This window comes from Streptomyces nidicola, from assembly GCF_050106155.1.
Classification (GTDB): domain Bacteria; phylum Actinomycetota; class Actinomycetes; order Streptomycetales; family Streptomycetaceae; genus Streptomyces.
Genome location: NZ_JBNBPI010000001.1, coordinates 3,068,196 through 3,094,341 on the forward strand (window position 1 = coordinate 3,068,196; position 26,146 = coordinate 3,094,341).

The window sequence follows — 26,146 nt, forward strand, 5'->3', positions numbered from 1 at the left end:
GAGGGGGCCTTACGTGAAGGGGTGCGGGGGGCGATCAGTGAGCGGTGCCGGCGGCGCCGTCGCGGAAGACCGGGAGCTTCTCGCCCGCCTCGACGGGCAGGTGGAGCCGGTTCTGCCGCGGCGGCATCGGACAGTTGTACTGATCGGAGAAGCCGCACGGGGGTACGAAGGCCCGGTTGAAGTCGAGGCGCACACGGCCCTCGCCGGTGTGCTCCACGGAGTCCGTGTGCTCCACGAAGAGGAAGCGGCCCGCCCCGTAGGTGCTGTCACCGTTGGTGGGGTCGCCGAAGACGAGGAGGAGGGTGCCGTCGTCGTCGAACGCGGAGAGCGTGTAGTCGGTGCCGTCGACGGTCAGGGCGATGTCGCCGGGGACGACCTTCTCGCGGGTGCCGCCGTTGTCCCGCAGGTGCTCGAAGGCGACGGTGCGGGCGCCCTCGACGGGCGTGTACGTGGCGTCGAGGACCCAGGACGGGTCGTACGGGAAGGCGTCGACGTCCTCGAAGTCCTGGATCGCCGGGGAGTTCGCGTCCCAGAACCGCAGGCCGTGCTCGGGGGCGCCGGTGACCATGTCGGTGCGCTCCAGGGCCGTCACCGTGACGGTGCCGGGCTGCCCCGCGCGGGCGGCGTCGAGGTCGGGGGTCTCGCCGGCCGGGAGCCAGCGGGTCTCGACGAGGGCGAGGTTGCCCGTGGGGGCGGTGAGGGAGCGGCGCCGGTCGGCACGCCATTCCTGCCAGGCGGCCATGCCGGAACCGGGAGCAGACATCGTGAGGCACCTACAGTCAGTGAAGCTTGAACCAAAGCAAAGCAGTACCTTTATGGTCCATAAGACTTACTAATGTCAATGCGCACGAAAGAGATGAGACGGGCAACACAGGGTGTCCAGAACAGCACTGTCTAGAACAGCACGCTCATGAACGCCCCGACCTCTTCGAATCCCACGCGCCGGTACGCGGCGCGGGCCGGGGTGTTGAAGTCGTTGACGTAGAGGCTGACCACGGGGGCGACGTCGGCGAGGGCGTAGCGCAGGACCGCCGCCATGCCGGGGGCGGCGAGGCCCATGCCCCGGTACTCGGGCGCCACCCACACGCCCTGGATCTGGCAGACCTGGTCGGTCGCGGCACCGATCTCCGCCTTGAAGGCGACCTTGCCGTGCTCGTCGAGGCGGGCGAACGAGCGGCCCATGCCGACCAGTTCGGCCACCCGCGCCTGGTACAGCAGGCCGCCGTCACCGGCCAGCGGGGAGACGCCGACCTCCTCGGTGAACATCGCCACGCACGCCGGCATGATCGTGTCCATCTCGTCCTTGCGGACGCGGCGGACGTACGGGTCGGGGGTGACGTCCGTGGGCATCCGGTCGGTCACCATCAGCGGCTGCTGGGCGCGGATCTCGCGGGCCGGGCCCCAGCCCGGTTCGAGCAGCTGCCACAGGAGGGCGGTGGGCTCCGCCGGGCCGACGATGGAGGAGCAGCGGCGGCCGGCCCGCCGGGCGCGGTCGGCGAAGCCGCGGACGGCGCGGTCGGTCGCGCAGATCGGGACGAGGTTGGCGCCCGCGTAGCACAGGGACTCCAGCATCCCGTCCTCGTACCAGCCCCACATCTCGCCGCCGAGCCGCCACGGGTCGAGGCCCGCGGCCCGGACCCGGGCCGTGACGAAGGCGTTCGCGACGGGCTCGCGGTCGAGGACGGCGAGCGCGGCGTCGAGGTCACTCGGTTCGAGCACCCGAGTGGTGGTCTGAGTCAACACGTGCGGAGGGGCCTCACCAGATGGGCTACTGATCTCCGCACTGTACCTGGCGCTCCGCGGGTGTGGCGGGTCGGCGTTTCGGCCCCCGTTCCGTGGGCGCCTCCCGCGTGGGGTGTGTGCGTTGTGCCGTTGCGTCGGCGGCTGCCGGTCCCGCTGTGGTTTGCGCAGTTCCCCGCGCCCCTTTCAGGGGCGCGGGGAACTGCGCGAACGGGACCACAGGCGAACCGCACCCGCCGACGGGAAGCGCCCTGTGCTCTCCTGAGCGCGAAAACGGGTCAGCCCGCGATGGATACCGACGGCTCCCCGGAAGGGATGCCGTCCTTCTCCATCTGCTCGGCGATCTTCATCGCCTCGTCGATCAGCGTCTCGACGATCTTCGACTCGGGGACCGTCTTGATGACCTCGCCCTTGACGAAGATCTGGCCCTTGCCATTGCCGGAGGCGACGCCGAGGTCGGCCTCGCGCGCCTCGCCCGGCCCGTTCACGACGCAGCCCATGACGGCCACGCGCAGCGGGACCTCCATGCCTTCGAGGCCGGCCGTGACCTCCTCGGCGAGCTTGTAGACGTCGACCTGGGCGCGGCCGCAGGACGGGCAGGAGACGATCTCCAGGCGGCGGGGCTTGAGGTTGAGGGACTCCAGGATCGCGTTACCGACCTTGATCTCCTCGACCGGCGGGGCGGAGAGGGAGACCCGGATCGTGTCGCCGATGCCCTCGGAGAGCAGCGCGCCGAAGGCGACCGCCGACTTGATCGTGCCCTGGAACGCCGGGCCCGCCTCGGTCACACCGAGGTGCAGCGGGTAGTCGCACTGCGCGGCGAGCTGCCGGTACGCGTTGACCATGACCACCGGGTCGTTGTGCTTCACGGAGATCTTGATGTCGCGGAAGCCGTGCTCCTCGAAGAGGCCCGCCTCCCAGAGCGCGGACTCGGCGAGCGCCTCGGGGGTCGCCTTGCCGTACTTCTGGAGGAGCCGCTTGTCGAGGGAGCCCGCGTTCACACCGATCCGGATCGGCGTGCCGTGGTCCTTCGCCGCCTGGGCGATCTCCTTGACCTTGTCGTCGAACTGCTTGATGTTGCCCGGGTTCACCCGGACCGCCGCGCAGCCGGCCTCGATGGCCGCGAAGACGTACTTCGGCTGGAAGTGGATGTCCGCGATCACGGGGATCTGCGACTTCCGGGCGATGACGGGCAGCGCGTCGGCGTCGTCCTGCGTGGGGCAGGCGACGCGGACGATCTGGCAGCCGGACGCCGTCAGCTCGGCGATCTGCTGCAGCGTCGCGCCGATGTCGGAGGTGCGCGTCGTGGTCATGGACTGCACCGACACGGGCGCGTCTCCGCCGACCGCCACGGTGCCGACCTGAATCTGGCGGCTCTTGCGCCGCTCGGCGAGCTTGGTCGGTACCGACGGAATGCCGAGAGAAATCGCAGTCATCTGCTGTGCAACCCCAAGGTGTGGATCGAGTCCAGAGGCTTCCGAGATTACGTCACCGGCGCGTGCCCGAGCACATCGCGCCCCCTCAAACCCTCATAAAGAGGGACTGCCCGGCACCCAGGGTGCCGGGCAGTCCCGAACATCGGACGACCGGCGCGTGTCCGGCGTCTGATCAGGAGATTTTCACCGGGTTCACCACGTCCGCGATCAGCACCAGGATGGTGAAACAGACGAAGACACCGGCCACCACGTACGCCACCGGCATGAGCTTCGCCACGTCGAACGGGCCCGGGTCGGGGCGCCGGAAGACCTTCGCCACGTTCCTGCGCAGCGCCTCCCACAGGGCGCCGGCGATGTGCCCGCCGTCGAGCGGCAGCAGCGGCAGCATGTTGAAGAGGAAGAGGGACAGGTTGAAGCCCGCGACCAGCATCAATGCCATGGCCAGCTGCTGCGTCGGCGGGATGTCGAGGGTGAAGATCTCGCCGCCGACCCGGGCCGCGCCGACCACGCCCATCGGCGAGTCCTGCTCGCGCGGGCCGTCGCCGAACGCCGCGTCCCACAGGGCGGGGATCTTGGCGGGCAGCGCGACGATGGAGTCGACCGCGTCACCGACCCGGTCGGTCATCCAGCTCACGGAGTCGCCGAAGTCCTGGCGTACGACGCCGGTGGCGGCGGTGAAGCCGAGGAAGCCCGCGTTGACGTAGCCGTCGGTGATCTGGCCGCTGGCGTCCTTCTTCGCGACCTGGTTCGTGGCGATCTTCGCGGTCAGCGTCTGCTGCTGCCCCTCGCGCTCGACGACGATCGGCACGGTCTTTCCGGCGCTCTCGCGGATCTCGTCGGACAGCGCGTTCCACTCGTCCGTCGTCACCCCGTTGAAGGACACGATCTTGTCCTTCGGCTGGAGTCCCGCGGCCTTCGCCGGGGACTCCGGGTCGGAGGCCCGGCAGTCGTCGCGGTTGGCGCTGGCCTGGATGACGCAGGACGAGACCGAGGAGACGACGTTCGTCTGCTGGGTGACGCCGAAGCCCATCAGGACCGTGAGGAACAGGCCGATCGCGAGGATCAGGTTCATGAAAGGACCGGCGAACATGACGATGACGCGCTTCCACGGCTTGCGCGTGTAGAAGAGCCGGGTCTCGTCACCGGGCTGGAGTTCCTCGAAGGCCGCGGCGCGCGCGTCCTCCACCATGGAGCGGAACGGCGAGGTCGAGCGGGACTCGATCTTGCCGTCGGCGCCCGGCGGGAACATGCCGATCATGCGGATGTAGCCGCCGAGCGGGATGGCCTTGACGCCGTACTCGGTGTCGCCCTTCTTCCGCGAGAAGATCGTCGGCCCGAAGCCGACCATGTACTGCGGTACGCGGATGCCGAAGAGCTTCGCCGTCGACAGGTGGCCCAGCTCGTGCCAGGCGATGGAGAAGAGCAGGCCCACCGCGAAGATGACTACGCCGAGGATCATCATCAAGGTCGTCATGCACGAGCCTCCGCGGCTGCCTTGTCCGTTGCGGTCAGTTCACGGGCCCGGGCGCGCGCCCAGGTCTCCGCTTCGAGGACGTCCGCGACGGTGAGGGAAGTTCCCGATCCCGGTGTGCCGTGCTCCTCGACCACCTTTGTCACGGTCTCCATGATGCCGTTGTACGGCAGGGCGCCCTTCAAGAACGCGTCCACGCACTCCTCGTTTGCGGCATTGAACACCGCCGGGGCCGTGCCCGCGAGCTCCCCCACGTGACGGGCGAGCCCCACGGCCGGGAACGCCTCGTTGTCGAGCGGGAAGAACTCCCAGCTGGAGGCCTTCGTCCAGTCGAACGCGGGGGCCGCGCCGGGGATCCGCTCGGGCCAGCCGATACCGACCGCGATCGGACCGCGCATGTCGGGCGGGGTCGCCTGGGCGAGCGTGGAGCCGTCGACGAACTCGACCATGGAGTGCACGTAGGACTGCGGGTGCACGACGACTTCGATGCGGTCGAAGGGGATGTCGTACAGCAGGTGCGCCTCGATGACCTCCAGGCCCTTGTTGACCAGGGTCGAGGAGTTGATCGTGATGACCGGGCCCATCGCCCAGGTGGGGTGCGCGAGGGCGTCGTCCACGGTGACGTTCGCGAGGTCCGCCTTCGTGCGGCCGCGGAACGGGCCGCCGGACGCGGTGACGACGAGCTTGCGGACGTCGGCGCGGGTGCCGCCGGCGAGGGCCTGGAAGAGCGCGGCGTGCTCGGAGTCGACCGGGATGATCTGGCCGGGCTTGGCGATGCCCTTCACCAGCGGGCCGCCGACGATCAGCGACTCCTTGTTGGCGAGGGCGAGGGTGCGGCCCGCCTGGAGCGCGGCGAGCGTCGGGGCCAGGCCGATGGAGCCGGTGATGCCGTTGAGCACGGTGTGGCAGTCGCCGCGCCCGGCGATCTCGGTGGCGGCGTCGGGGCCCGCGAGGATCTCGGGCAGCCGCTCCCCCGGCCCGTACTGGCTGCTCAGCGCCTCGCGCAGCGCGGGCACGGCGTCCTCGCGGGCCACGGCCACGGTGCGTACGCGCAGCCGGTGCGCCTGCTCGGCGAGCAGTTCGACGCGGCCGCCCGCGGCGCTGAGCGCGGTGACGCGGAACCGGTCGGGATTGCGCAGGACGAGGTCGACGGCCTGCGTGCCGATGGAGCCCGTGGAACCCAGGACGACGACGTCCCGAGGGGCGTCGGCCGGGGCCGGGTCGAAGACGAGGTGCGGGTCCGCGAGGGGGGATGGGCTGTCGCTCATCCCCCCATTCTTGCGTGAACTCCCTGTGCGTCCGACACGGGATGGCAGAAGGACGCAAAGGATCGGACGTGGAGCGTCAGCGGATCGGCCGGTGCACGTTCTCGCGCTTGCTCGGTCCGGGCGTCGCGTCGGCGATCCAGGGGCCGTCGCCGCTGGGGTCGACGACGCCCTGCTCCAGCCACGTGTACGTACCGCTGATGACGCCCTGGACGACCTTGCGGTCGAGGTCGTCGGTGTTGGTCCACAGGCGGTCGAAGAGTTCGTCGACGCGGATGCGGGACTGGCGGCAGAAGGTGTCCGCGAGCTGGTAGGCCTCGCGTCCGTACGCCTCGGTGGTGCGCAGGAGTTCGGCGCGTACGCAGGCCGCGCTCATGGCGAAGAGTTCGGCGCCGATGTCGACGATCCGGCCGAGGAAGCCCTGCTTCGTCTCCATGCGGCCCTGCCAGCGGGACATGGCGTAGAAGGTGGAGCGGGCGAGTTTGCGGGCCGAACGCTCCACGTAGCGGAGGTGGGTGGAGAGGTCCGGATGGCCTGAAGGGTGGAACTCGGGGTACGTACGCGGGAGTTGGCCCGGGCCCGCGACCAGTTTCGGGAGCCAGCGGGCGTAGAAGCCGCCGGCCTTCGCGCCCGCCTTCGCCTTGTCCGACAGGGACTTCTCGGGATCGATGAGGTCGCCCGCGACCGACAGGTGGGCGTCCACGGCCTCGCGCGCGATCAGCAGGTGCATGATCTCGGTCGAGCCCTCGAAGATCCGGTTGATGCGCAGATCGCGCAGCACTTGTTCGGCGGGGACGGCGCGTTCGCCGCGCGCGGCCAGCGACTCGGCCGTCTCGAAGCCGCGGCCGCCGCGGATCTGGACGAGCTCGTCGGCCATCAGGCAGGACATCTCGGAGCCGTACAGCTTGGCGAGGGCTGCCTCGATACGGATGTCGTTGCGATCCTCGTCCGCCATCTGCGAGGAGAGGTCGAGGACGGCCTCCAGGGCGAAGGAGGTCGCCGCGATGAAGGAGATCTTCGAGCCGACGGCCTCGTGGAACGCGACCGGCCTGCCCCACTGCTCGCGCTCCGTCGACCACTCGCGGGCGATCTTCAGACACCACTTGCCCGCGCCGACGCACATGGCGGGCAGCGAGAGGCGGCCTGTGTTGAGGGTGGTCAGCGCGATCTTGAGGCCCGCGCCCTCGGGGCCGATCCGGTTCGCCTCGGGGACCCGGACCCGGTGGAAGCGGGTGACGCCGTTCTCGATGCCGCGCAGGCCCATGAAGGCGTTGCGGTTCTCGACGGTGACGCCCTCGGAGCCCGCCTCGACGACGAACGCCGTGATGCCGCCCTTGTGGCCCTCCGACTTCGGTACGCGGGCCATGACGACGAGCAGGTCGGCGACGACGCCGTTCGTCGTCCACAGCTTCACGCCGTCGAGGACGTACGTACCGTCGCCGTCGGGGACGGCGGTGGTGGCGAGCCGGGCCGGGTCGGAGCCGACGTCGGGCTCGGTGAGCAGGAAGGCCGAGATGTCGGTGCGGGCGCAGCGCGGCAGGAACGTGTCCTTCTGCTCCTGCGTGCCGAACTGCTTCAAGGGCTGGGGCACGCCGATGGACTGGTGCGCGGAGAGCAGCGCGCCGATGGCGGGCGAGGCCGAACCGACCAGGGCGAGCGACTTGTTGTAGTAGACCTGCGTGAGCCCGAGGCCGCCGTACTTCGTGTCGATCTTCATGCCGAGCGCGCCGAGCTCCTTGAGCCCGTTGATCGTCTCGTCGGGGATCCGCGACTCGCGCTCGATGCGGGCCGAGTCGATCTTCGTCTCGCAGAAGTCGCGCAGCTTGGCGAGGAATTCCTCGCCGCGCTGCGCGTCCTCGTCGGCGGGCAGCGGGTGCGGGTGGATGAGGTCGAGCCTGAACCGGCCGAGGAACAGTTCCTTGGCGAAGCTGGGCTTGCGCCAGTCCTGTTCGCGGGCCGCCTCGGCGACCTGCCTGGCTTCCCGCTCAGTAACCTTGGGCTGGGATGTTGCGGACATGAGGTTCACCTCGCCGCGCGTCGGGTCCACCGGCCCGGCTCGTTACCGACCGGTGCTACTCGATCGTATGTACCCGATAACGGGCATGTCGACTACCCGACGCGCACCGAATACGCCTCCGTGTCGAGCGTCCCCTTCCCCTTGAAGACCTCGGTGCCCGCCTCGATGCCGGAGAGGTACTTGTCGCCGCTCATCAGCCCGCGCGCCACGAGCGCCTGGTTGAAGTCGTCGAGGTCGAGGGTGGCGGAGGTGGTGTTGGCGGTGCGGACGAACGAGTAGACGTTCCAGCCGACGTTGCCCTTGTAGAGGTCCCAGGTGGTGCCACCCAGGCTGACGGTGGCCTCCTTGGTGCCGAGGGGGCCCGCGCCGCCCTGCCGGTTGAGCCAGATCATGACCTCGTCGGTGGGGCCGTCCTGCCAGTCGGCGTCGTCCTTGGCGTGGAACCACAGGTCGTAGGCGACGTTCATGGTGCCCGGGTCGGCGTTGAGCCCGAACTTCCACGTCGACCTGATGTCCTTCTTGTCGCCGACGCGGGTGGGGAGGCCGGTGGCCGACTTGTCGACCTTCCAGCCCCAGTGCCAGCCCAGGACACTGGAGACGTAGGACTTCACGTCGTAGTCGTGTCCCGCCGAGTTGTTGGCCCAGTCGTACTCGGTGGCCCACGAAATGGTGTCGCCCGACTGGGAGTTGGACCACATGCACTGCGATCCGGTGGCCTTGTCCTGACCCCACAGGTTGTTGTTGACGTAGTACTTGCCCATCGTCACGGTGGCGTAGGCGTCGCAGAGTTTCGCCGACTCGTCGGCCATGGCGACGCTGACGGTGGCGCCGGCCGCGAGTGCGGTGGCCGCCGCCGTGGCGATCTTCAGGCGGCGGGAGAGGCGGGGGCGGCGGTGCCGGCTGGCGGCCATGGGGGACGTCCTTCCGTCGGGGGCGTTGGACTACGTCCCTCAAGTGGCCGCCGCGCGCGGGGAAGTTGCCTTCGAGTGAAAGGCCGACGGCCGGAGCCCCCGCACAGTGGGCTCCGGCCGTCGTGGTCCGGCGCGCGGATCAGGCGCGCGCCGGGGGTCTTCGGTGTTCTCCTCGCGGAGTGACTACAGCGCGAGGCCCGTCAGGACGAGGACGCGCTCGTACGTGTAGTCGTCCATGGCGAACTTGACGCCCTCGCGGCCCACGCCGGACTGCTTGGCGCCGCCGTACGGCATCTGGTCGGCGCGGTAGGACGGGGCGTCGCCGATGACCACGCCGCCGACCTCAAGGGCGCGGTGGGCGCGGAACGCGGTCTGGAGGTCGTGCGTGAACACGCCTGCCTGGAGGCCGTACTTGGAGTCGTTGACGGCGGCGAAGGCCTCGGCCTCGCCGTCCACCTTCTTGACCGTGAGGACCGGGCCGAAGACCTCCTCGCAGGAGATCGTGACGTCGGCCGGGACGTCGGCGAGGACGGTGGGCGCGTAAGTGGCGCCGTCGCGCTTGCCGCCGGCGAGGAGGGAGGCGCCCGCGTCGACGGCCTCGGTCACCCACGACTCCACGCGCTTCGCGGCGTCCTCGCTGACCAGCGGGCCGACGTCGGTGGCGTCGTCGGCCGGGTCGCCGGTGACCTGGGCCTCGACGGCCGCGACGATCTTCGGCAGCAGCCGGTCGTAGACGGTGGCGTCGGCGATGACGCGCTGCACCGAGATGCAGGACTGGCCGCCCTGGTAGTTGGAGAAGGTGGCGATGCGGCTCGCCGCCCAGTCCAGGTCGGCCTCGGAGGCGTAGTCGGCGAGAACGACGGCCGCGCCGTTGCCGCCGAGCTCCAGGGTGCAGTGCTTGCGCGGCACGCTGTCCATGATCGCGTAGCCGACCGGGCCCGAGCCGGTGAAGGAGATGACCGGGAGGCGCTCGTCCTGGACCAGGGCGGGCATGCGGTCGTTGGGGACCGTCAGCACCGACCAGGAACCGGCCGGGAGGTCCGTCTCCGCGAGCAGCTCGCCGAGGATCAGCGAGGAGATCGGGGTGGCCGGGGCCGGCTTGAGGATGATGGGCGCGCCCACCGCGATGGCCGGGGCGACCTTGTGGGCGCTCAGGTTCAGCGGGAAGTTGAACGGGGCGATGCCGAGGACGACGCCCTTCGGGACGCGGCGGGTGATCGCCATGCGGCCCGTCCCGCCCGCGTCGGTGTCGAGGCGCTGGGCCTCACCGCTGTTCCAGCGGCGGGCCTCCTCGGCGGAGAAGCGGAACACGGAGACGGCGCGGCCGACCTCGCCGCGGGCCCACTTGATCGGCTTGCCGTTCTCCGCGGAGATCAGCTGGGCGATCTCCTCGGTGCGCTCGATCAGGCGGTCGGCCACGTGGTTCAGGGCCTTGGCCCGTACGTGGGCGGGGGTCGCGGCGAACTCGTCGACCACGGCGTGGGCGGCGGCGACGGCCTCCTCCACCTGGGCCTCGGTGGGCTCGGCGACGGTGCCGACGAGGCGGCCGTCGTAGGAGTTGTGGACGTCGAACGTCGTGTCACCGGTGGCCTGGCGGCCGGCGAGCCAGAAGGCGTGGGTGGTCATGGGTGCGTGTACCGGCCTCTCCGTGGTGGGTGGGGGTGCGTGTGACCACGGTAGGGCGGGGGTGCGGGGTGGCGGTTTGGACGATGCGGCGTAGTCGTGGGTGCGACTTCGCCGGATTGGCGCGCGGCACCGCGGTTGCGCTCTCGGGGCTGGGCAAATCAAGCCCCTGCGGCGATTGAGCAGCGGGGTCCGGGGCGGAGCCCCGAGGCCGTAACCAACCCCTACGTACCCGTCGCCTTCAACGCCAGCCACAGCTCCATACGGACGTCCGGGTCGTCCAGGGAGCGGCCCAGGATCTCCTCGACCCGCCGCATCCGATAGCGGAGCGTATGGCGGTGGACGCCCAGGTCCGCCGCCGCCGCGTCCCACTGGCCATGGCGGGAGAGCCACGCCCGCAGCGAGGCCACCAGGTCGCCCCGCCCCGTCGCGTCATGGTCGCGCAGCGCCCGCAGGAGGCCGTCCGCGAACGCCCGGACCGCATCGTCACCCAGCAGCGGCAGCACCGAGCCCGCCGCGACGTCCTCGTGCTCGACGAGGATCCGGCCCCGTCTGCGCGCGACGGACAGCGCCTGTTCGGCCTGCTTGTACGCGGACACCGCCGCGATCGGCCCGGCCGGCGCCGAGAAGCCGACGACCAGTTCGTCCTCGGACGAGCCCTCCCCGCGCGTCGACTCCAGGGCCTCCGCGTACTGGAGGCAGGCCTCCGCCGCCGCCCCGCCGTCGACGGCCAGCAGCACGAGCCGCTCGCCGTCGGGGACCACGAGCAGCGCCTCGCCGGAGCGCGCCGCCGCGGACTCCACGACGTCGGCGAGGACGGGGAGCGGCCCCGCAGGTCCGGCGCCCTGCTCCCGGGACCCGGTCACCGCCTCCGCCAGCAACGCCGCCGTCCCGCTCGACGGCGCCGCGGCCGGCCGCGCCGTCCCGTTCTTCGGCGGCGCCGCGGCGTCCGCGATCACCATCCGGAACGGCGCGTCGAGCAGCGCCCCGTACAGGTCGCCCGCGACGGCCCGCGCGTGGTCGGGCTCCCCCGCGAGCAGCATCCGCAGGACGGCCGCGCCGATCCGCTGCTCGGCCGCGTACAGCGCCCGGGAGCGTTCGGTGGTGAGGGTGAGCAGCGCGATCGCCGAGTGCAGCGCGTACCGCTCGGCCGTGCCGAGGGCCGCCGCCGTGCCCACCGCGAGCGCCGCGCGGGGCCGCCGCCCGGTGCCGATGGAGTGCAGTTCGACCCGGTCGTCGGAGCCGCTCTCCACCACCGCGCTGGCCGGCGCGGGCCGGTCCCGCAGCCGCTCCACCTCGCCGGTCAGGCGGGCGGCGCGGCGACCCGCCCAGTCCGGGGCGGTGGCGACGACGGCGCCCGACGCGTCGTACAGCGCCGCCCACCCGTCGACCTGCGCGGCGAGCACGCCGAGCACCCCTTCGGGCCCGCCGCCCAGGGCCTGCTTGGTGAGTTCGCGCTGGGCGGCGAACCCGGAGGTGACGGCCTTGTACTGCTCTGCGGCGATCGCGGCGGAGACCGCCTTGCTGATGGCGATGAACGGCGTGCGCGGCGGCACCGCGAGCAGCGGAAGGCCCTCGTCCTTCGCCGCCTTCACCAGGGCCTCGGGGACGTCGTCGTAGTTGACGCCGACGGCGAAGCCGAGGCCGACGACGCCCGCCTCGACGAGCCGCTTCACGTAGCGGCTCATCGCCTCGGGGTCCTCGGCGTCCAGCTTGAGCGCGGTCATCAGGAGGAGCTCGCCGCCCTCCATGTACGGGACGGGGTCGGCGAGCTCGCTCACGTGCGCCCAGCGGACCGGGGTGTCCAGGTGCTGCTCGCCCGCGCGCACGCCGAGCTTGAGCGCCGAGTGGTGGACGAGCGAGGCGAGCGTGGGCGGCATAGGCCAGGCCTTCGGGTGAGCGGGGGCGTACACGGGGGCAGGGCGTACACGTGGATCCTGTGAAGCTTTTGGCCGGTGCGTATGAACGACCAGTGTCGATTCTGCCTCACCGTACGTACCACTGGGGCCCCCGCCCCCTGAAAGCTCAGTCAACCTTCAGACGTTTTCACACGCTTTTCAGCCGCGCAGGTCCACGAGCAGCGGCGGAGCGTGCTCACCGCGCACAGTGGTGAGCGAGAGCACCGCGTGCCCCGGCGGCACCGCGTGCGCCAGATCGGAGGCCGACCAGCGCTCGCGCTCCACCTTGCGGACGGTGACGGCGTCCGTGGTGACGGCCTTCCCGGTCACCATCTGACGCGCCTTGTGCAGCGCGCGGGTCAGCGGCTGCTGCGCGAACACCGCGTGCTGCGCGACCTCCTCGGTCTCCACCCACTCGGTGCCCCAGGCCTCCGCGAAGCGCCTGCCGTCCCAGGTGGTGACCCCGGAGAACGCCATGCGGCAGCCGACCGCCGCGTACAGCGGGCCTTGCAGCGGCTCGGCGACCTCGCCGATGGTGCGCAGGCCGAGCACCACTCCGGCGTGCGCGGACCGCAGTCGCTGGATGCCGCGGACGGTCTCCGCGGTGACGGTGCGCGCCGCGTCGTCGAGGACCAGGCAGGCGAAGTGGGAGCGCCCGCCCCGGCCTCGTACGACGGAGGTGAACTGGGCGAGCAGCAGCCGGGCGAGCAGCCGTGACGCCTCTTCGTGGCCCTGCTCGGGCAGGTCGACGCGGACCCGCAGCGGGTGGTGCGCGAGGGCCCGTACGGAGAACGGGCGGGCGGCCGCCGGGTCGAAGAAGCCGGAGAAGATCGGTCGGTCCAGGAGGGCGAGGCGGTCGGCGAGCAGCGGGCCCGGATCGCTCGCGGTGCCGAACTGCCGCTGCCGGGCGTCGAGTTCGCGGCGCATCGCGGAGTCCACCGACAGGCGTCCCTTCAGGTCGGCGAAGGCCTCCGGATCGCCTTCGAGGAGTTCGCGCAGCACCGGCACGGCCGGGAACGTGCCGTGCGCCTCCTTGTAGGGGCCGAGGAGCTGGGCGAGCGCGGTGGCGGCGCGCCGGGTGTCGACCGTGTCCAGGTCGCCGACCAGGCCCTCGGCGAGGAAGCCCGCCGCCTCGTCCGCGTCGGTGGCGTCCGCGTACAGGTCGAGGTCGTGCACCGACGACCGGTCGCCCGGCCTGACCACCACGTCGTACGCGTCGTCGGGGCCGAGCGGGGTGCCCTGCGCGCAGACCGCGAGCACGGCGCACTGCCCGGTGAGCGCCTGGAGCGCCAGGGACTCGACCACGGGGCGTACGACCCCCGCCGTCTTGCCCGCGCCCGGCGGGCCCACGGCGAGGAGCGAGGTGCCGAGCAGGTTCGGGTCGAGGGCCGCGCCCGCGCCCCGCAGCGCGTACGGATTGCGCTCGTCGCGCGCGAAGGAGCCGATCCGCACCTGGCCGACGAGCAGGTCGTGCGCCGCCGCGCGGGCCGGCAGGTCGCGCTGCCCCGAAGGGTGCGCCCAGGCGCCCGCGCCCTGCTTGAGCACGGTCTTGGTGAAGGCGGCCGGGTCGGCGGTGTGCCGCCAGGCGTGGGTGACGCGCGCGCAGTCGACGTCGTTCATGCGGCCGCCCGCCACCTCGGCGGTGAGCACGTCGGCGGCCTGGTCCTGGCCCGCCTCGCGCAGCTGCGACCAGGCCTCGCGCGCGGGTGGTGCGGTGGGACGGGGCGGCGCTTCCTTCTTGCGGCGCGCGGACCAGAGGTCGAGCCAGCCGCCGATCCGGGCGAACGGCCACAGGACCGCCGCCGTGATCAGCGCGTACAGGAGATAGGCGAGGACCGGGACCTGGAAGAAGCCGTAGCCGCCGGTGACGAGGACGACGAGGGAGAGGACCGGGTCGGCGATCGGCAGCGGCCGCCAGGAGAGGCCGAGCGCGTCCGGCCACACGAAGATCAGCACGCCCACGGCGGCGACCGAGGCGATGACGGCGCGGGCCGGCTGGGGCCTGCGGACGACGAAGTGCCGGATGCCCTCCCCCCAGGCCCCGAATCGCCCCACCAAGAAGACGAGCAGAGCGAAAGCCACGCCTTCGTAGACGACGAGTGCGTCGTACGCCTTCTGGTCGCGGGGCGAGGTCGTGCCCGGCCACCACCAGCTGTCCGGCGTGAAGATCTTGAGCGGGGCCCACTGGTACGGCAGCGTGCCGCGCCGCCACAGGCTCCACAGCAGGACGCCGACCAGGAACGACAGCCCCATCCACACCAGCAGCTTGCGCCCGATCGCCGACGTGTCCCGCTCGGGGGGCCGGGGCTCGTACTCGTACCGCCACACACCCGGCTGGGTCTTGGGGCGGCGCGCGGCGAGCCACTCGGCCACCGAGCCGCGCGCCGCCGGGGGCGCCTGCCGGGGCATCGGCGGGGCGGCCGGGCGGGGCGGCCGCGCGGGACGCGGCACGGGCGCGGACGCCTGCCGCTCACCGCCCCCCGCACCCTGCGTGCCCTGCATGCCGCTTTCGCTGTCCATGGCCTAGCCCCCTGAGCTGCCCGGTCGGTCCGTGCCGTGTGCGTCGATCGCGCCTCAATCTAATGCCCGTACCAGGGGAGTTCACCGCATACGCGCCCCATGGACCGGGCCCGTCGCGACGCGCGCACCCGACCCGTCCGGGGGCCGCACCGGATCCACACCTGTCCAAGACGGACAACACGCACCACCGACCCCGCCCGTATGGAGCATGACCGCCCCGCTCCCCCGCCCCTAACCTGCGAGAAACCCCCCGAAAGCAGCCCCGGCGACGTCGAGACCGATACAACCCGGGACCGGATTCCAGAACCAGGAGCCCCGCATGAGCGACATCCCGCAGGAGCGCCGCGTCGTCACCGCCATCCCCGGCCCGAAGTCGCAGGAGCTGCAGGCCCGCCGCACCGCGGTCGTCGCCGCGGGCGTGGGCTCCACGCTGCCGGTGTTCACCGCCAAGGTCGACCGCGGCATCATCGAGGACGTCGACGGCAACCGCCTCATCGACTTCGGTTCCGGCATCGCCGTGACCTCCGTCGGCGCCTCCGCCGAGGCCGTGGTCCGCCGCGCCTCCGCCCAGCTGCAGGACTTCACCCACACCTGCTTCATGGTCACGCCGTACGAGAGCTACGTCGCGGTCGCCGAGGCGCTCGCCGAGCTGACGCCGGGCGACCACGAGAAGAAGTCGGCCCTCTTCAACTCCGGCGCCGAGGCGGTCGAGAACGCCGTCAAGATCGCCCGCGCCTACACCAAGCGCCAGGCGGTCGTCGTCTTCGACCACGGCTACCACGGCCGTACGAACCTGACGATGGCGCTCACCGCGAAGAACATGCCGTACAAGCACGGCTTCGGCCCGTTCGCCCCCGAGGTCTACCGCGCCCCGCTGGCCTACGGCTACCGCTGGCCGACCGGCGAGGAGAACGCCGGACCCGAGGCCGCCAAGCAGGCCATCGACCAGATCTCCAAGCAGGTCGGCGCGGACAACGTCGCCGCGATCATCATCGAGCCGGTGCTCGGCGAGGGCGGCTTCATCGAGCCGGCCAAGGGCTTCCTCCCGGCGATCCGCCAGTTCGCCGCCGACAACGGCATCGTCTTCGTCGCGGACGAGATCCAGTCCGGCTTCTGCCGCACCGGCCAGTGGTTCGCGTGCGAGGACGAGGGCATCGTCCCGGACCTGATCACGACCGCCAAGGGCATCGCGGGCGGCCTCCCGCTCGCCGCCGTGACCGGCAAGGCCGAGATCATGGACGCCGCGCACGCGGGCGGCCTCGGCGGCACCTACGGCGGCAACCCGGTGGCCTGCGCCGGTGCGCTCGGCGCCATCGAGACGATGAAGGAACTCGACCTCAACGCCAAGGCGAAGGAGATCGAGACGACGATGAAGTCGCGCCTGTCGGCGATGCAGGAGAAGTTCCCTGTCATCGGCGACATCCGCGGCCGCGGCGGCATGATCGCCGTCGAGCTCGTCAAGGACCCAGCGACCAAGGAGCCGAACCCGGAGGCCACCGCCGCCCTCGCCAAGGCCTGCCACGCCGAGGGCCTGCTCGTCCTCACCTGTGGCACCTACGGCAACGTGCTGCGTTTCCTGCCGCCGCTCGTCATCGGCCAGGACCTCCTGAACGAGGGCCTCGACATCATCGAGAACGCGTTCGCCGCGCTCTGAGCAGCCCCCAGGACGCCGCTCCGGTAACAGGAGCCACACGCCCCGATCGTGACGGCGCACGCCGCGACGCTTCCGTGACCTGCGACGACGGTCGGGCCGTGTGAAGAAGGTGTGCGAGGCCGATGGGATGTTGCGCAACCGGCTGTCGCACCCCCAGCCCCTGCCGTACGGTTTCTGCAGATGAGAGAAACACCCCGCTCGCAGGCGACTGCGGGCGAACCCGGGTCGAGGCCTCCCCAGCTTCGCCCTGGTCGTGCCCTCGCGCACACACCCGGAGCTTCCGGCTCCGGAACTCCTCACCGGTCGGACGGTCGCCCGCCCCAAACCCCCCGGGGCGCGCGATACGCCGGCCAGTTCGGCCGGTTCGGAACTACCCCCCCTGTTCCGAACCGGCCGACCACTTTTCTCCCCCTCTTCGCGGCCCTCCTCTTCGCCGCACTCACCTGGCAGGCCGCATCCGACGGCCCCCTCCTCGCGTACGACGAGCGCCTCGGCAACGCGATCCGCACGAGCGCGATCCCTTCCGCCCCCGCCGAGTTCTTCGCCGACCTCGGCAACATGAGCGTCGCGCTCCCCGTCCTCGCGGTCACCCTCGCGTACGTCGTGTGGCGCACCCGCACCTGGCTCGCGGCGCTCGTCGCGCTCGTGACGATGGCCCTGGTCCCGGCCCTCGTGGCCCCGCTCCAGTCGCTCATCGCCCGCCCGGGACCACCGCCCATGGCGCCGGAGACCGGCTTCTACCCGTCGGGCCACGCGGCGACCGCAGCGGTGGCGTACGGGCTGTGCGTACTGCTGCTCCGTTCACGCCGGCTGGCCTACGGCTGCGTCGTGTTGAACGCGGCCGTAGGCCTGGGACTCGTACGGCAGGGGTATCACTGGCCGGCCGATGTGGTCGGCAGCTGGTGTCTGGCGGTGGTGCTGCTGTACGCGGCGGCGTATGCGGTCAGCCGAAGAAGCCGTCGAAGTTCTTCTGGAACTCCCAGTTGCTGAAGCGGTCCCAGTTGATCGACCACGTCATCAGTCCGCGCAGCGCCGGCCAGGTTCCGTGGGTCGTGTAAGAGCCGCAGTCGGTCTTCTTGGTGAGGCAGCCGAGGACCTTGTTGGTCTCCGCCGACGACACGTAGCCGTTGCCCGCCTGGGTGGAGGCCGGCATGCCGATCGCGACCTGGTCGGGGCGCAGCGGCGGGAAGACGTTGGCCGCGTCGCCCGCCACCGGGAAGCCGGTGAGCAGCATGTCGGTCATCGCGATGTGAAAGTCGGCGCCGCCCATGGAGTGGTACTAGTTGTCGAGGCCCATGATCGAGCCGGAGTTGTAGTCCTGGACGTGGAGGAGCGTCAGGTCGTCGCGCAGGGCGTGGATGACCGGGAGATACGCTCCCGCGCGCGGGTCCTGGCCGCCCCATTTTCCGGTGCCGTAGTACTGGTAACCGAGTTGGACGAAGAACGTTTCCGGGGCCATGGTCAGCGTGAACTTGTCGCCGTACTTGGCCTTCAGGGACTTCACGGCCGAGATCAGGTTCACGATCACCGGGGTCTTGGGGTTCTTGAAGTCGGTGTCGTCGGCGTTCAGGGAGAGGGAGTGGCCCTCGAAGTCGATGTCGAGGCCGTCGAGACCGTACTCGTCGATGATCTTCGAGACGGACGTGACGAAGGTGTCGCGGGCGGCGGCCGTGGTGAGTTGGACCTGGCCGTTCTGGCCGCCGATGGAGATCAGGACCTTCTTGCCCGCCGCCTGCTTGGCCTTGATCGCGGCCTTGAAGTCGGCGTCCGGCTCGACTCCCGGACACTCCGTGGCCGGGCAGCGGTCGAAGCGGATGTCGCCGGAGGTCGTCGAGGTGGGTTCGCCGAAGGCGAGGTCGATGACGTCCCAGCTGTCGGGGACGTCGGCGAGGCGGGTGTAGCCGGCGCCGTTGGCGAAGCTCGCGTGGAGGTAGCCGACGAGGGCGTGCGCCGGGAGGTCCGAGGATCCGGAGTCGCCGGGGCCCTGGGTCGTGGTCGCGGTGACGGTGTCCGACTTCGCGGACTCGCCCGCGTCGTTCACGGCGGCGACCTGGAAGCTGTGGGCGGTGGCGGGCGTGAGGCCGGTGACGGTGGCCGAAGTGCCGTTCACCGTCTGGGACTTCGTGCCGTTGCGGTACACCGCGTAGCTCGTCGCGCCGGGGACCGCCGACCAGGACAGGCCGACGCTCGTCGCGGTGACGGCCGAGGTCTTGAGGCCCGTGGGCGCGGCGGGCGGCGCCGGGGTCTCGGTGCCGGGGCCGAGCAGGGTGAGGTCGTCGGCGGTGTAGGCGGGGCTGCCGTACCAGCCGTGCGTGTAGATCGTGACCTTGGTGGTGGCGGGGCCGGTGCGGAAGGTGGTCCTCAACTGCTGCCAGTCGGAGGCCGACGGGGTCCAGGTCGACGCGTCCGTGGTGCCGGTGCCGCTCGCACCGAGGTAGACGTAGCTGCCGCGGACGTATCCGGACAGCGTGTACGTGGAGTCGGGCTTGACCGTGACGGTCTGCGAGCACTGGGCGTTGTCGGCGCCGGACGGTGTGGCCTGGAGCGCCGAACTGCCGCTGCGAGCAGGCGAGTTGACGTTTCTGCCCGTGTTGGACGAGCAGGTCCAGCCGTCCATGCCGGACTCGAATCCGCCGTTGCGGGCGAGGTCGACATCGGCGGCGCTCGCGGTGGTGGACAGGGTGGTGAGGCCGGTCGCGGCGAGCGCGGCGGCGGTGAGGCTCGTGACGAGTCTGCGGGACCTGTGAGATCTGCGGGATCCGCGGGGTCGGTCGGATCTGGAGCGGGCCATGGCTGCCTCCGGGCGTGGCGGGGGAAACGAGCACGGTGGAGCGCGCCCAACTTGGTCCAGACCAATTGAGTTGTCAAGGGTTCAATACGCCTCTACCTCTCGACATCCCGCGCCAGTTGGGCCGCCGCCTCGTGCATCGCGAGTTCCAGGAGCGCCGGGTCCGTGAGCGTGCCCGAGCCGTCCGGCGGCACCAGCCAGCGCACGCCGCCCGCGAGCCGGCCGGGGTAGGGCGCCACGATCCAGCTGCCGCGCCCCACCGCGCGCACCCCCGTGCCGAGCCAGCGGGCGGCCGTGCCCGCGGGCACGAAGAAGCCCATGCGGGCGGCGCCGAAGTCCCCGATCACGGGGCCCGGCCTGTCGATCACCCGGCGCAGCACGTCGAGCGTCGGATAGCCGAGCTCCCCCGGCAGGATCAGCACGTCCCACCGCTCGCCCGCGGGCAGCAGCGCCACCCCGTGCGGATTGCGTTCCCACTCCCAGCGGCAGGCGTCCGGATCCGGTGCCACGGACACCAGCCACTCGACCGCGGCCTTGTCCCCCGAGCCAGTCATGACGGGGCCCTCCTCGTTCACATCGACGCTGATGGTCACGAACGAGAGGAGGAAGTGGCCCGGGCATTACGCGACTTCGGTTACCTGAAGGTAGTGAATTTTCGGAACCGGGTGCGGCCGGGGCGTACGCCGGGTGGTCAACAGCGGGCGCACGAGTAGCCTCCGGCCATAGAAGAGGACGAGAAGACGCAGGTACAGGCGGCGATCGACGGGGAACTGCAACTGCTCGAACCCGGCGTGCGGGCGTCCGACGCGGACGTGACGGCGCTGCTCGACCCGGAGTTCGTGGAGTTCGGCGCGTCCGGGCGGCGGTGGGGCCGGGAGTCGATCCTGGAGGTGACCGGATCGGCTCCCGAGGAAACAGGGCGGCCGGTGCGGGGCACGGGGATGCGGGGGACGCTGCTCGCGCCCGGTGTCGTCCATCTGACGTTCCACACCGACGACAACGGCCGCCGCGCGCACCGGAGTTCGGTGTGGCGCCGCCACCCGGAGGCCGGGTGGCGGCTGTACTTCCATCAGGGGACGCTCACGTCGGACGAGAGCGCCTGACCTGCGGGGCGCTCAGCTGTCGAAGCCGAGGCCCACCGTGTCCATCGCCTTCAGCCACAGGTTGCGGCGGCCGCCGTTGGCGTCGGCGCGGGCGAGGGACCACTTGGTGAGCGCGATGCCCGTGGCCGCGAACGGCTCGGGCGGGAACGGGAGCGGCTTCTTGCGCACCATCTCCAGCTCCGTACGGTCCGTGCGCTCGCCGGCGAGCAGGTCCAGCATCACGTCCGCGCCGAACCGCGTCGCGCCCACGCCGAGACCCGTGTACCCGGCGGCGTACGCCACCCGACCCGCGTGCGCCGTGCCGAAGAACGCCGAGAAGCGGGAGCAGGTGTCGATCGCGCCGCCCCAGGCGTGCGTGAAGCGCAGGCCCTCCAACTGCGGGAAGCACGTGAAGAAGTGGCCCGCCAGCTTCGCGTACGTCTCCGGGCGGTGGTCGTGCTCGGCCCGCACCCGGCCGCCGTACGGGTAGATCGCGTCGTAGCCGCCCCACAGGATCCGGTTGTCGGCCGACAGCCGGAAGTAGTGGAACTGGTTGGCGCTGTCGCCGAGACCCTGGCGGTTCTTCCAGCCGACCGCCGCCAGTTGGTCCGCGCTCAGCGGCTCCGTCATCAGCGCGTAGTCGTAGACCGGGACCGTGTACGCGCGCGTGCGCTTCACCAGGGACGGGAAGACGTTCGTGGCGAGCGCGGTGTGCCGGGCGAAGACCCGGCCGTACGGGGTGCGGATCGCCACTCCGGCGCCACTGGAGGCGAGTTCGGTGGCCGGGGTGTTCTCGTAGACGCGGACGCCCAGGTCGAGGCAGGCCCGCTTCAGGCCCCACGCGAGCTTCGCGGGGTGCAGCATCGCGACGCCGTGCCGGTCGTACATGGAGCCGAGGAACGTGGGTGACGCGACCTGTTCACGGGTCTCGTCCGCGTCCAGGAGTTCGACGCCGTCGGCGAGACCGGCCTCGGTCAACTCCGCGTGGAACTCTCGCAGTTCGGCGACCTGGTGCGGCTGCGTCGCCACGTCCAGCTCGCCGGTGCGCTCGAAGTCGCAGTCGATGGAGTAGCGGGCGACCGCCGCCTCGATGGCGTCGAGGTTGGCGGCGCCCAGCTCCTCCAGCTTCTTGATCTCCTTCGGCCAGCGGGCGAGCCCGTTGGCCGTGCCGTGCGTGAGGGAGGCGGCGCAGAATCCACCGTTGCGCCCGGAGGCGGCCCAGCCGATCTCGCGGCCCTCGACGAGCACCACGTCCCGGCCCGGGTCGCGCTCCTTGGCGATGAGCGCGGTCCACAGTCCGCTGTAGCCGCCGCCGACGACCAGGAGGTCGCACGTCTCGTCGCCGGTCAGGGCCGGGCGGGCCTCGGGCCTGCCGGGGTCGTCGAGCCAGTAGGCGACCGGCTTGGCGTCGGCGAGTGAATTCGTCCAGCGATTCATGGCGCGTGCGGCCATGATTCCAACTCCCTCAGAAATGCTCAGAAATGCGAGTAGATCAAGCGGTTTTGTTCTTGCGTTTACCGATGGTCATTGCAGCCAGCACACACAGTACGGCGACCAGGAACATGGCCGTACCGATGACATTGATCTGAACGGGCGTTCCGCGCTGCGCCGAACCCCAGACGAACATGGGGAACGTGACGGTCGAGCCCGCGTTGAAATTGGTGATGATGAAATCGTCGAAGGACAGCGCGAAGGCGAGGAGCGCGCCCGCCGCGATACCGGGCGCCGCGATCGGCAGCGTCACCCGCAGGAACGTCTGCGCCGGACCCGCGTACAGGTCCTGCGCCGCCTGCTCAAGGCGCGGGTCCATCGACATCACGCGCGCCTTCACCGCCGTCACCACGAAGCTGAGGCAGAACATGATGTGGGCGATCAGGATCGTCCAGAAGCCCAGCTGGGCGCCCATGTTGAGGAAGAGCGTGAGCAGCGAGGCCGCCATCACGACCTCCGGCATCGCCATCGGCAGGAAGATCAGCGAGTTGATCGCGCCGCGCGCCCTGAACCGGTAGCGGACGAGCGCGAAGGCGATCATCGTGCCGAGGGCCGTCGCGCCGATCGTCGCCCAGAAGGCGATCTGGAGGCTCAGCGAGAGCGAGCCGCACATGTCGGCGACGCCGCACGGGTTCTTCCAGGCATCCGTCGAGAACGCCTGCCATTCGTAATTGAAGCGGCCCTTCGGCTTGTTGAAGGAGAAGACCGTCACGACGAGGTTCGGAAGCAGGAGATAGCCGAGCGTGATCAGGCCCGCGATCACCACGAGATTCTTTCGAAGCCAGCGCATCAGCATCGACATCAGACGAGGTCCTCCGTCCCGGAACGCCGGATGTAGAAGGTGACCATGAAGAGAATGGCCGCCATGAGAATGAAGGAGAGCGCCGCCGCCGTCGGATAGTCGAGAATCCGCAGGAACTGCGTCTGGATGACGTTTCCGATCATGCGGGTGTCGGTGGAGCCGAGCAGGTCCGCGTTCACGTAGTCGCCGGTCGCCGGGATGAAGGTCAGCAGCGTTCCGGAGACCACGCCCGGCATCGACAGCGGGAACGTCACCTTGCGGAAGGTGGTGAACGGGTGCGCGTACAGGTCGCCCGCCGCCTCGTGCAGCCGGCCGTCGATCCGCTCCAGGGAGGTGTACAGCGGCAGGATCATGAACGGCAGGAAGTTGTACGTGAGTCCGCACACCACCGCGAGCGGTGTGGCGAGGACCCGGCTGCCGTCGGTCATGCCGAGCCAGCTCGTGACGTCGAGGACGTGCAGCGAGTTGAGCGCGCCGACGACCGGGCCGCCGTCCGCGAGGATGGTCTTCCACGCGAGCGTACGGATCAGGAAGCTGGTGAAGAACGGGGCGATCACCAGGATCATGATGAAGTTGCGCCAGCGGCCCGCGCGGAACGCGATGAGATACGCGAGCGGGTAGCCGAGCAGCAGACACAGGATCGTGGCGAGGCCCGCGTACAGCACGGAGCGCAGGAACTGCGGCCAGTACTCGGACAGCGCGTCCCAGTACGTCGCGAAGTGCCAGGTGACCTTGAAGCCGTCCTCGAGTGAGCCTTGCTGCACGGAGGTCGAGGCCTGGTAGACCATCGGCAGCGCGAAGAAGACGACCAGCCAGAGGATGCCGGGCAGCAGCAGCCAGTACGGGACGAGGCGGCCGCGCTTGCGGGGCTTGCGCGGCTCTTCCGTCGGCGTGGGCGCCGCCGGGGGCGCGTCGGAGAGTGTCGTGCTCATGCGCCGGCGTCCTCCGAGACCTTGGCCGCGCCCGCCTCGACATCCTGCGCGGCGTCGAGGCCGAAGGTGTGCGCGGGGTTCCAGTGCAGGACGACCTCCGCGCCGGGGGCGAGGCGGCTGTCGCGCTCGATGTTCTGCGCGTAGACCTCGAAGGAGTCGCACAGCGGGCTGTCGATGACGTACTGGGTGGAGACGCCGATGAAGCTGGAGTCGGCGATCTTCCCCGTGATGCGGTTGCGGCCGTCGGGGATCTCGCCCGCGTCGTCGGCGTGCGTGAGCGTGATCTTCTCGGGCCGCACACCGAGGAGCAGCTTGTCGCCGGTCTCGGTGGTGCTCGACGAGTTGCGGGCGGTGGGCAGGACGAGCTTGCCGCCGCCCGCCTTGAGGGTGAGGTCGTCGCCGGAGCTGCCCGCGATCTCGGCCTCGATGAAGTTCGAGGTGCCGAGGAAGTTCGCGACGAACGTCGAGCCCGGGTTCTCGTACAGGTCGGTGGGGGCGCCGAGTTGTTCGACGGTGCCCGCGTTCATCACGGCCACGGTGTCGGCCATCGTCATGGCCTCCTCCTGGTCGTGCGTGACGTGCACGAACGTGATGCCGACCTCGGTCTGGATGCGCTTGAGCTCCAGCTGCATCTGGCGGCGCAGCTTGAGGTCGAGGGCGCCGAGCGGCTCGTCGAGCAGCAGCACCTTGGGGTGGTTGATGAGCGCGCGGGCCACCGCGACGCGCTGCTGCTGGCCGCCGGAGAGCTGCTGCGGCTTCTTGCGGATGTGCTCGCCCAGCTGCACCAGGTCGAGCATCTCCTCGACCTGCTTCTTCACGGACTTGATGCCGCGCCGGCGCAGGCCGAAGGCGACGTTCTCGTAGATGTCGAGGTGCGGGAAGAGCGCGTACGACTGGAAGACGGTGTTCACCGGGCGCTTGTACGGGGGCAGGGACGTCACGTCCTGGTCGCCGAGGTGCACGGTGCCCGTGGTCGGGTCCTCGAGTCCGGCGATCATGCGGAGCGTCGTGGTCTTCCCGCAGCCGGAGGCGCCGAGCAGCGCGAAGAACGAGCCCTGGGGCACGGTGAGGTCGAGCGGCCGGACGGCGGTGAAGCCGTTGTCGTACGTCTTGCTGATCCCGGAGAGACGGACGTCTCCGCCGGTCTCCGACGTCGTAAGGGTCGTCATGGTGAGTCCAAGGAGTCGGTGAGGGCAGGGTTGCTGGGCGAGCGGGATCGGCTCAGCCGCCGGTGAGCTGGGCGAACTTCTGCTCGAACGCCGTGTCTTCCTTGGCCGTCAGGGAGCGGAAGTTGTGCGCCTTCGCCGACATCTCCTTGTCGGGGACGATCAGCGGGTCGTTCGCGACATCCTTGTCGATCTTGGCGAGTTCCGGCTTGACGATGCCGGTCTCCAGCGGCGAGACGTAGTTGATCCACGCCGCCAGCTCCGCGCCGACCGCCGGCTCGTAGTAGTAGTCCATGAGCTTCTCGGCGTTCGTCTTGTGACGTGCCTTGTTCGGGACCAGCATGTTGTCGGTCGACGAGATGTAACCGGCGTCCGGGATCGCGAACTTGACGTGCGGGTTGTCCGCCTGGAGCTGGACGACGTCCCCTGCCCAGGCGAGGCAGGCCGCGAGGTCGCCCTTGCTGAGGTCGGAGATGTAGTCGTTGCCGGTGAAGCGGCGCACCTGCTTGTTGTCGACGGCCTTCTGCACGCGCGCGATCGCCGCGTCGAAGTCGTCGGCCTTGAAGGTGCGCGGGTCCTTGCCCATGTCGATCAGCGTCATGCCGATCGTGTCGCGCATCTCGGAGAGCAGTCCGACCTTGCCCTTGAGCTTCGGGTCGTCGAGCAGCTGGGAGACCGAGGTGATCTCTTTTCCGCCGGTGGCCTTGGTGTTGTACGCGATGACCGTCGCGATGCCCTGCCAGGGGTAGGAGTACGCGCGGCCCGGGTCCCAGTCGGGGTTGCGGAACTGGGTGGCCAGGTTGGTGTACGCGTGCGGCAGGTTGGCCGGGTCGAGCTTCTGCACCCAGCCGTAGCGGATGAGGCGCGCGGCGAGCCAGTCGGTGAGGACGATGATGTCGCGCCCGGTGTCCTGGCCCGCCGCGAGCTGCGGCTTGATCTTCCCGAAGAACTCGACGTTGTCGTTGATGTCCTCGGTGTACTTGACCTTGATCCCGGTGCGTTTGGTGAAGGCCTCGAGGGACGGGCGGTGCTTCTCGTCGTCGCTCATGTCGATGTACTCGGTCCAGTTGGAGAAGTTGATGACCTTCTCCTTGGCCGAGTGGTCCTCGGACGAGATGCCGCCCGAGGACTTGCTCGCCGCGGGGATGCCGCAGCCCGTGAGGGCGCCGAGCCCGCCGACGGCGAGCGCGCCGCCTGCCGAGGCCCGCATCAGGGAGCGGCGGGACATCGCTGCCCGGCCGTTCCTGAAGCTGCGGTGCATGGCGGCCAGTTGGGGCCGACTGAGAGGCGTCAGGCTGTCGGGCTCGTACTGCTCCATGCGCGTGGTTGCCCTTTCGGGAGGAGTGGCGG

General features: G+C 70.5%; 19 protein-coding genes and 1 pseudogene. 3 read left to right on the plus strand and 17 right to left on the minus strand.

Annotated elements, in window-relative coordinates; all coding sequences use genetic code 11:
• Positions 1-34: 34 nt before the first annotated feature.
• The 10 genes from ACOKM3_RS13785 to ACOKM3_RS13830 all read right to left on the minus strand — a co-directional run bounded on the left by ACOKM3_RS13785 (position 35) and on the right by ACOKM3_RS13830 (position 14,881).
• Complete coding sequence (locus ACOKM3_RS13785; RefSeq protein WP_426900331.1) at positions 35-763, minus strand: DUF1684 domain-containing protein; 729 nt, start codon at positions 761-763, stop codon at positions 35-37.
• Positions 764-894: 131 nt separating this feature from the next.
• Entirely contained in the window at positions 895-1,743 is an 849-nt protein-coding gene (locus ACOKM3_RS13790) for a GNAT family N-acetyltransferase (RefSeq protein ID WP_426900333.1), read from the minus strand.
• A 275-nt stretch (positions 1,744-2,018) separates the two neighbouring features.
• Positions 2,019-3,176, minus strand: a complete 1,158-nt coding sequence (ispG, locus tag ACOKM3_RS13795) for a flavodoxin-dependent (E)-4-hydroxy-3-methylbut-2-enyl-diphosphate synthase (protein ID WP_426900335.1) — start codon at positions 3,174-3,176, stop codon at positions 2,019-2,021.
• 172 nt (positions 3,177-3,348) lie between these two features.
• The gene (locus ACOKM3_RS13800) at positions 3,349-4,638 is read right to left on the minus strand and encodes a M50 family metallopeptidase (protein WP_426906788.1); all 1,290 of its coding nucleotides are present in this window, start codon (positions 4,636-4,638) and stop codon (positions 3,349-3,351) included.
• 8 nt (positions 4,639-4,646) lie between these two features.
• Positions 4,647-5,915, minus strand: a complete 1,269-nt coding sequence (gene dxr, locus ACOKM3_RS13805) for a 1-deoxy-D-xylulose-5-phosphate reductoisomerase (RefSeq protein ID WP_426900336.1) — start codon at positions 5,913-5,915, stop codon at positions 4,647-4,649.
• Positions 5,916-5,991: 76 nt separating this feature from the next.
• The gene (locus ACOKM3_RS13810) at positions 5,992-7,929 is read right to left on the minus strand and encodes an acyl-CoA dehydrogenase family protein (protein ID WP_426900338.1); all 1,938 of its coding nucleotides are present in this window, start codon (positions 7,927-7,929) and stop codon (positions 5,992-5,994) included.
• 92 nt (positions 7,930-8,021) lie between these two features.
• Positions 8,022-8,840: a GH12 family glycosyl hydrolase domain-containing protein gene (locus ACOKM3_RS13815; RefSeq protein WP_426900340.1), complete on the minus strand. Its 819-nt coding sequence runs from the start codon at positions 8,838-8,840 to the stop codon at positions 8,022-8,024.
• Positions 8,841-9,023: 183 nt separating this feature from the next.
• Complete coding sequence (locus ACOKM3_RS13820) at positions 9,024-10,466, minus strand: aldehyde dehydrogenase family protein (RefSeq protein WP_327661321.1); 1,443 nt, start codon at positions 10,464-10,466, stop codon at positions 9,024-9,026.
• 221 nt (positions 10,467-10,687) lie between these two features.
• Positions 10,688-12,343: a PucR family transcriptional regulator gene (locus ACOKM3_RS13825; protein WP_426900343.1), complete on the minus strand. Its 1,656-nt coding sequence runs from the start codon at positions 12,341-12,343 to the stop codon at positions 10,688-10,690.
• Between the two features lie 177 nt (positions 12,344-12,520).
• Entirely contained in the window at positions 12,521-14,881 is a 2,361-nt protein-coding gene (locus ACOKM3_RS13830; protein ID WP_426900345.1) for an ATP/GTP-binding protein, read from the minus strand.
• A 319-nt stretch (positions 14,882-15,200) separates the two neighbouring features.
• Here ACOKM3_RS13830 and gabT point away from each other — a divergent pair, with 319 nt between their 5' ends.
• On the plus strand, positions 15,201-16,535 hold the full coding sequence (gabT, locus tag ACOKM3_RS13835; RefSeq protein ID WP_426900346.1) for a 4-aminobutyrate--2-oxoglutarate transaminase: 1,335 nt from the start codon (positions 15,201-15,203) through the stop codon (positions 16,533-16,535).
• 558 nt (positions 16,536-17,093) lie between these two features.
• Positions 17,094-17,525 (plus strand): phosphatase PAP2 family protein, encoded by a 432-nt coding sequence (locus tag ACOKM3_RS13840; protein WP_426900348.1) that lies wholly within the window; start codon positions 17,094-17,096, stop codon positions 17,523-17,525.
• On the opposite strand, the pseudogene ACOKM3_RS13845 reads toward ACOKM3_RS13840, so the two are convergent.
• Positions 17,479-19,326, minus strand: a pseudogene (locus ACOKM3_RS13845) (chitinase). The gene ACOKM3_RS13840 and the pseudogene ACOKM3_RS13845 sit on opposite strands and share 47 nt — an antisense overlap.
• Before the next feature lie 92 nt (positions 19,327-19,418).
• Positions 19,419-19,877 carry a bifunctional DNA primase/polymerase gene (locus tag ACOKM3_RS13850; protein WP_426900350.1) on the minus strand — a complete coding sequence of 153 codons (459 nt, stop codon included), beginning with the start codon at positions 19,875-19,877 and terminating at the stop codon, positions 19,419-19,421.
• Between the two features lie 237 nt (positions 19,878-20,114).
• On the opposite strand from ACOKM3_RS13850, the gene ACOKM3_RS13855 reads away from it, so the two are divergent.
• Positions 20,115-20,426, plus strand: a complete 312-nt coding sequence (locus tag ACOKM3_RS13855; RefSeq protein WP_426900352.1) for a nuclear transport factor 2 family protein — start codon at positions 20,115-20,117, stop codon at positions 20,424-20,426.
• A 12-nt stretch (positions 20,427-20,438) separates the two neighbouring features.
• Here the strand turns inward: ACOKM3_RS13855 and ACOKM3_RS13860 are convergent, their stop codons facing one another.
• The 5 genes from ACOKM3_RS13860 to ACOKM3_RS13880 are packed head-to-tail and all read right to left on the minus strand — an operon-like array spanning position 20,439 to position 26,114.
• Positions 20,439-21,857: an NAD(P)/FAD-dependent oxidoreductase gene (locus tag ACOKM3_RS13860; RefSeq protein ID WP_426900354.1), complete on the minus strand. Its 1,419-nt coding sequence runs from the start codon at positions 21,855-21,857 to the stop codon at positions 20,439-20,441.
• Between the two features lie 40 nt (positions 21,858-21,897).
• Entirely contained in the window at positions 21,898-22,686 is a 789-nt protein-coding gene (locus tag ACOKM3_RS13865) for an ABC transporter permease (protein ID WP_426906789.1), read from the minus strand.
• Positions 22,687-22,697: 11 nt separating this feature from the next.
• A complete protein-coding gene (locus ACOKM3_RS13870) occupies positions 22,698-23,630 on the minus strand; it encodes an ABC transporter permease (RefSeq protein WP_426900356.1) in 933 nt (310 codons plus the stop codon).
• Positions 23,627-24,799, minus strand: a complete 1,173-nt coding sequence (locus ACOKM3_RS13875) for an ABC transporter ATP-binding protein (protein WP_426900358.1) — start codon at positions 24,797-24,799, stop codon at positions 23,627-23,629. The genes ACOKM3_RS13870 and ACOKM3_RS13875 overlap by 4 nt, the downstream gene beginning before the upstream one ends.
• Before the next feature lie 52 nt (positions 24,800-24,851).
• Positions 24,852-26,114, minus strand: coding sequence for a polyamine ABC transporter substrate-binding protein (locus ACOKM3_RS13880; protein ID WP_426900359.1), 1,263 nt, complete (start codon positions 26,112-26,114; stop codon positions 24,852-24,854).
• Positions 26,115-26,146 lie beyond the last annotated feature (32 nt).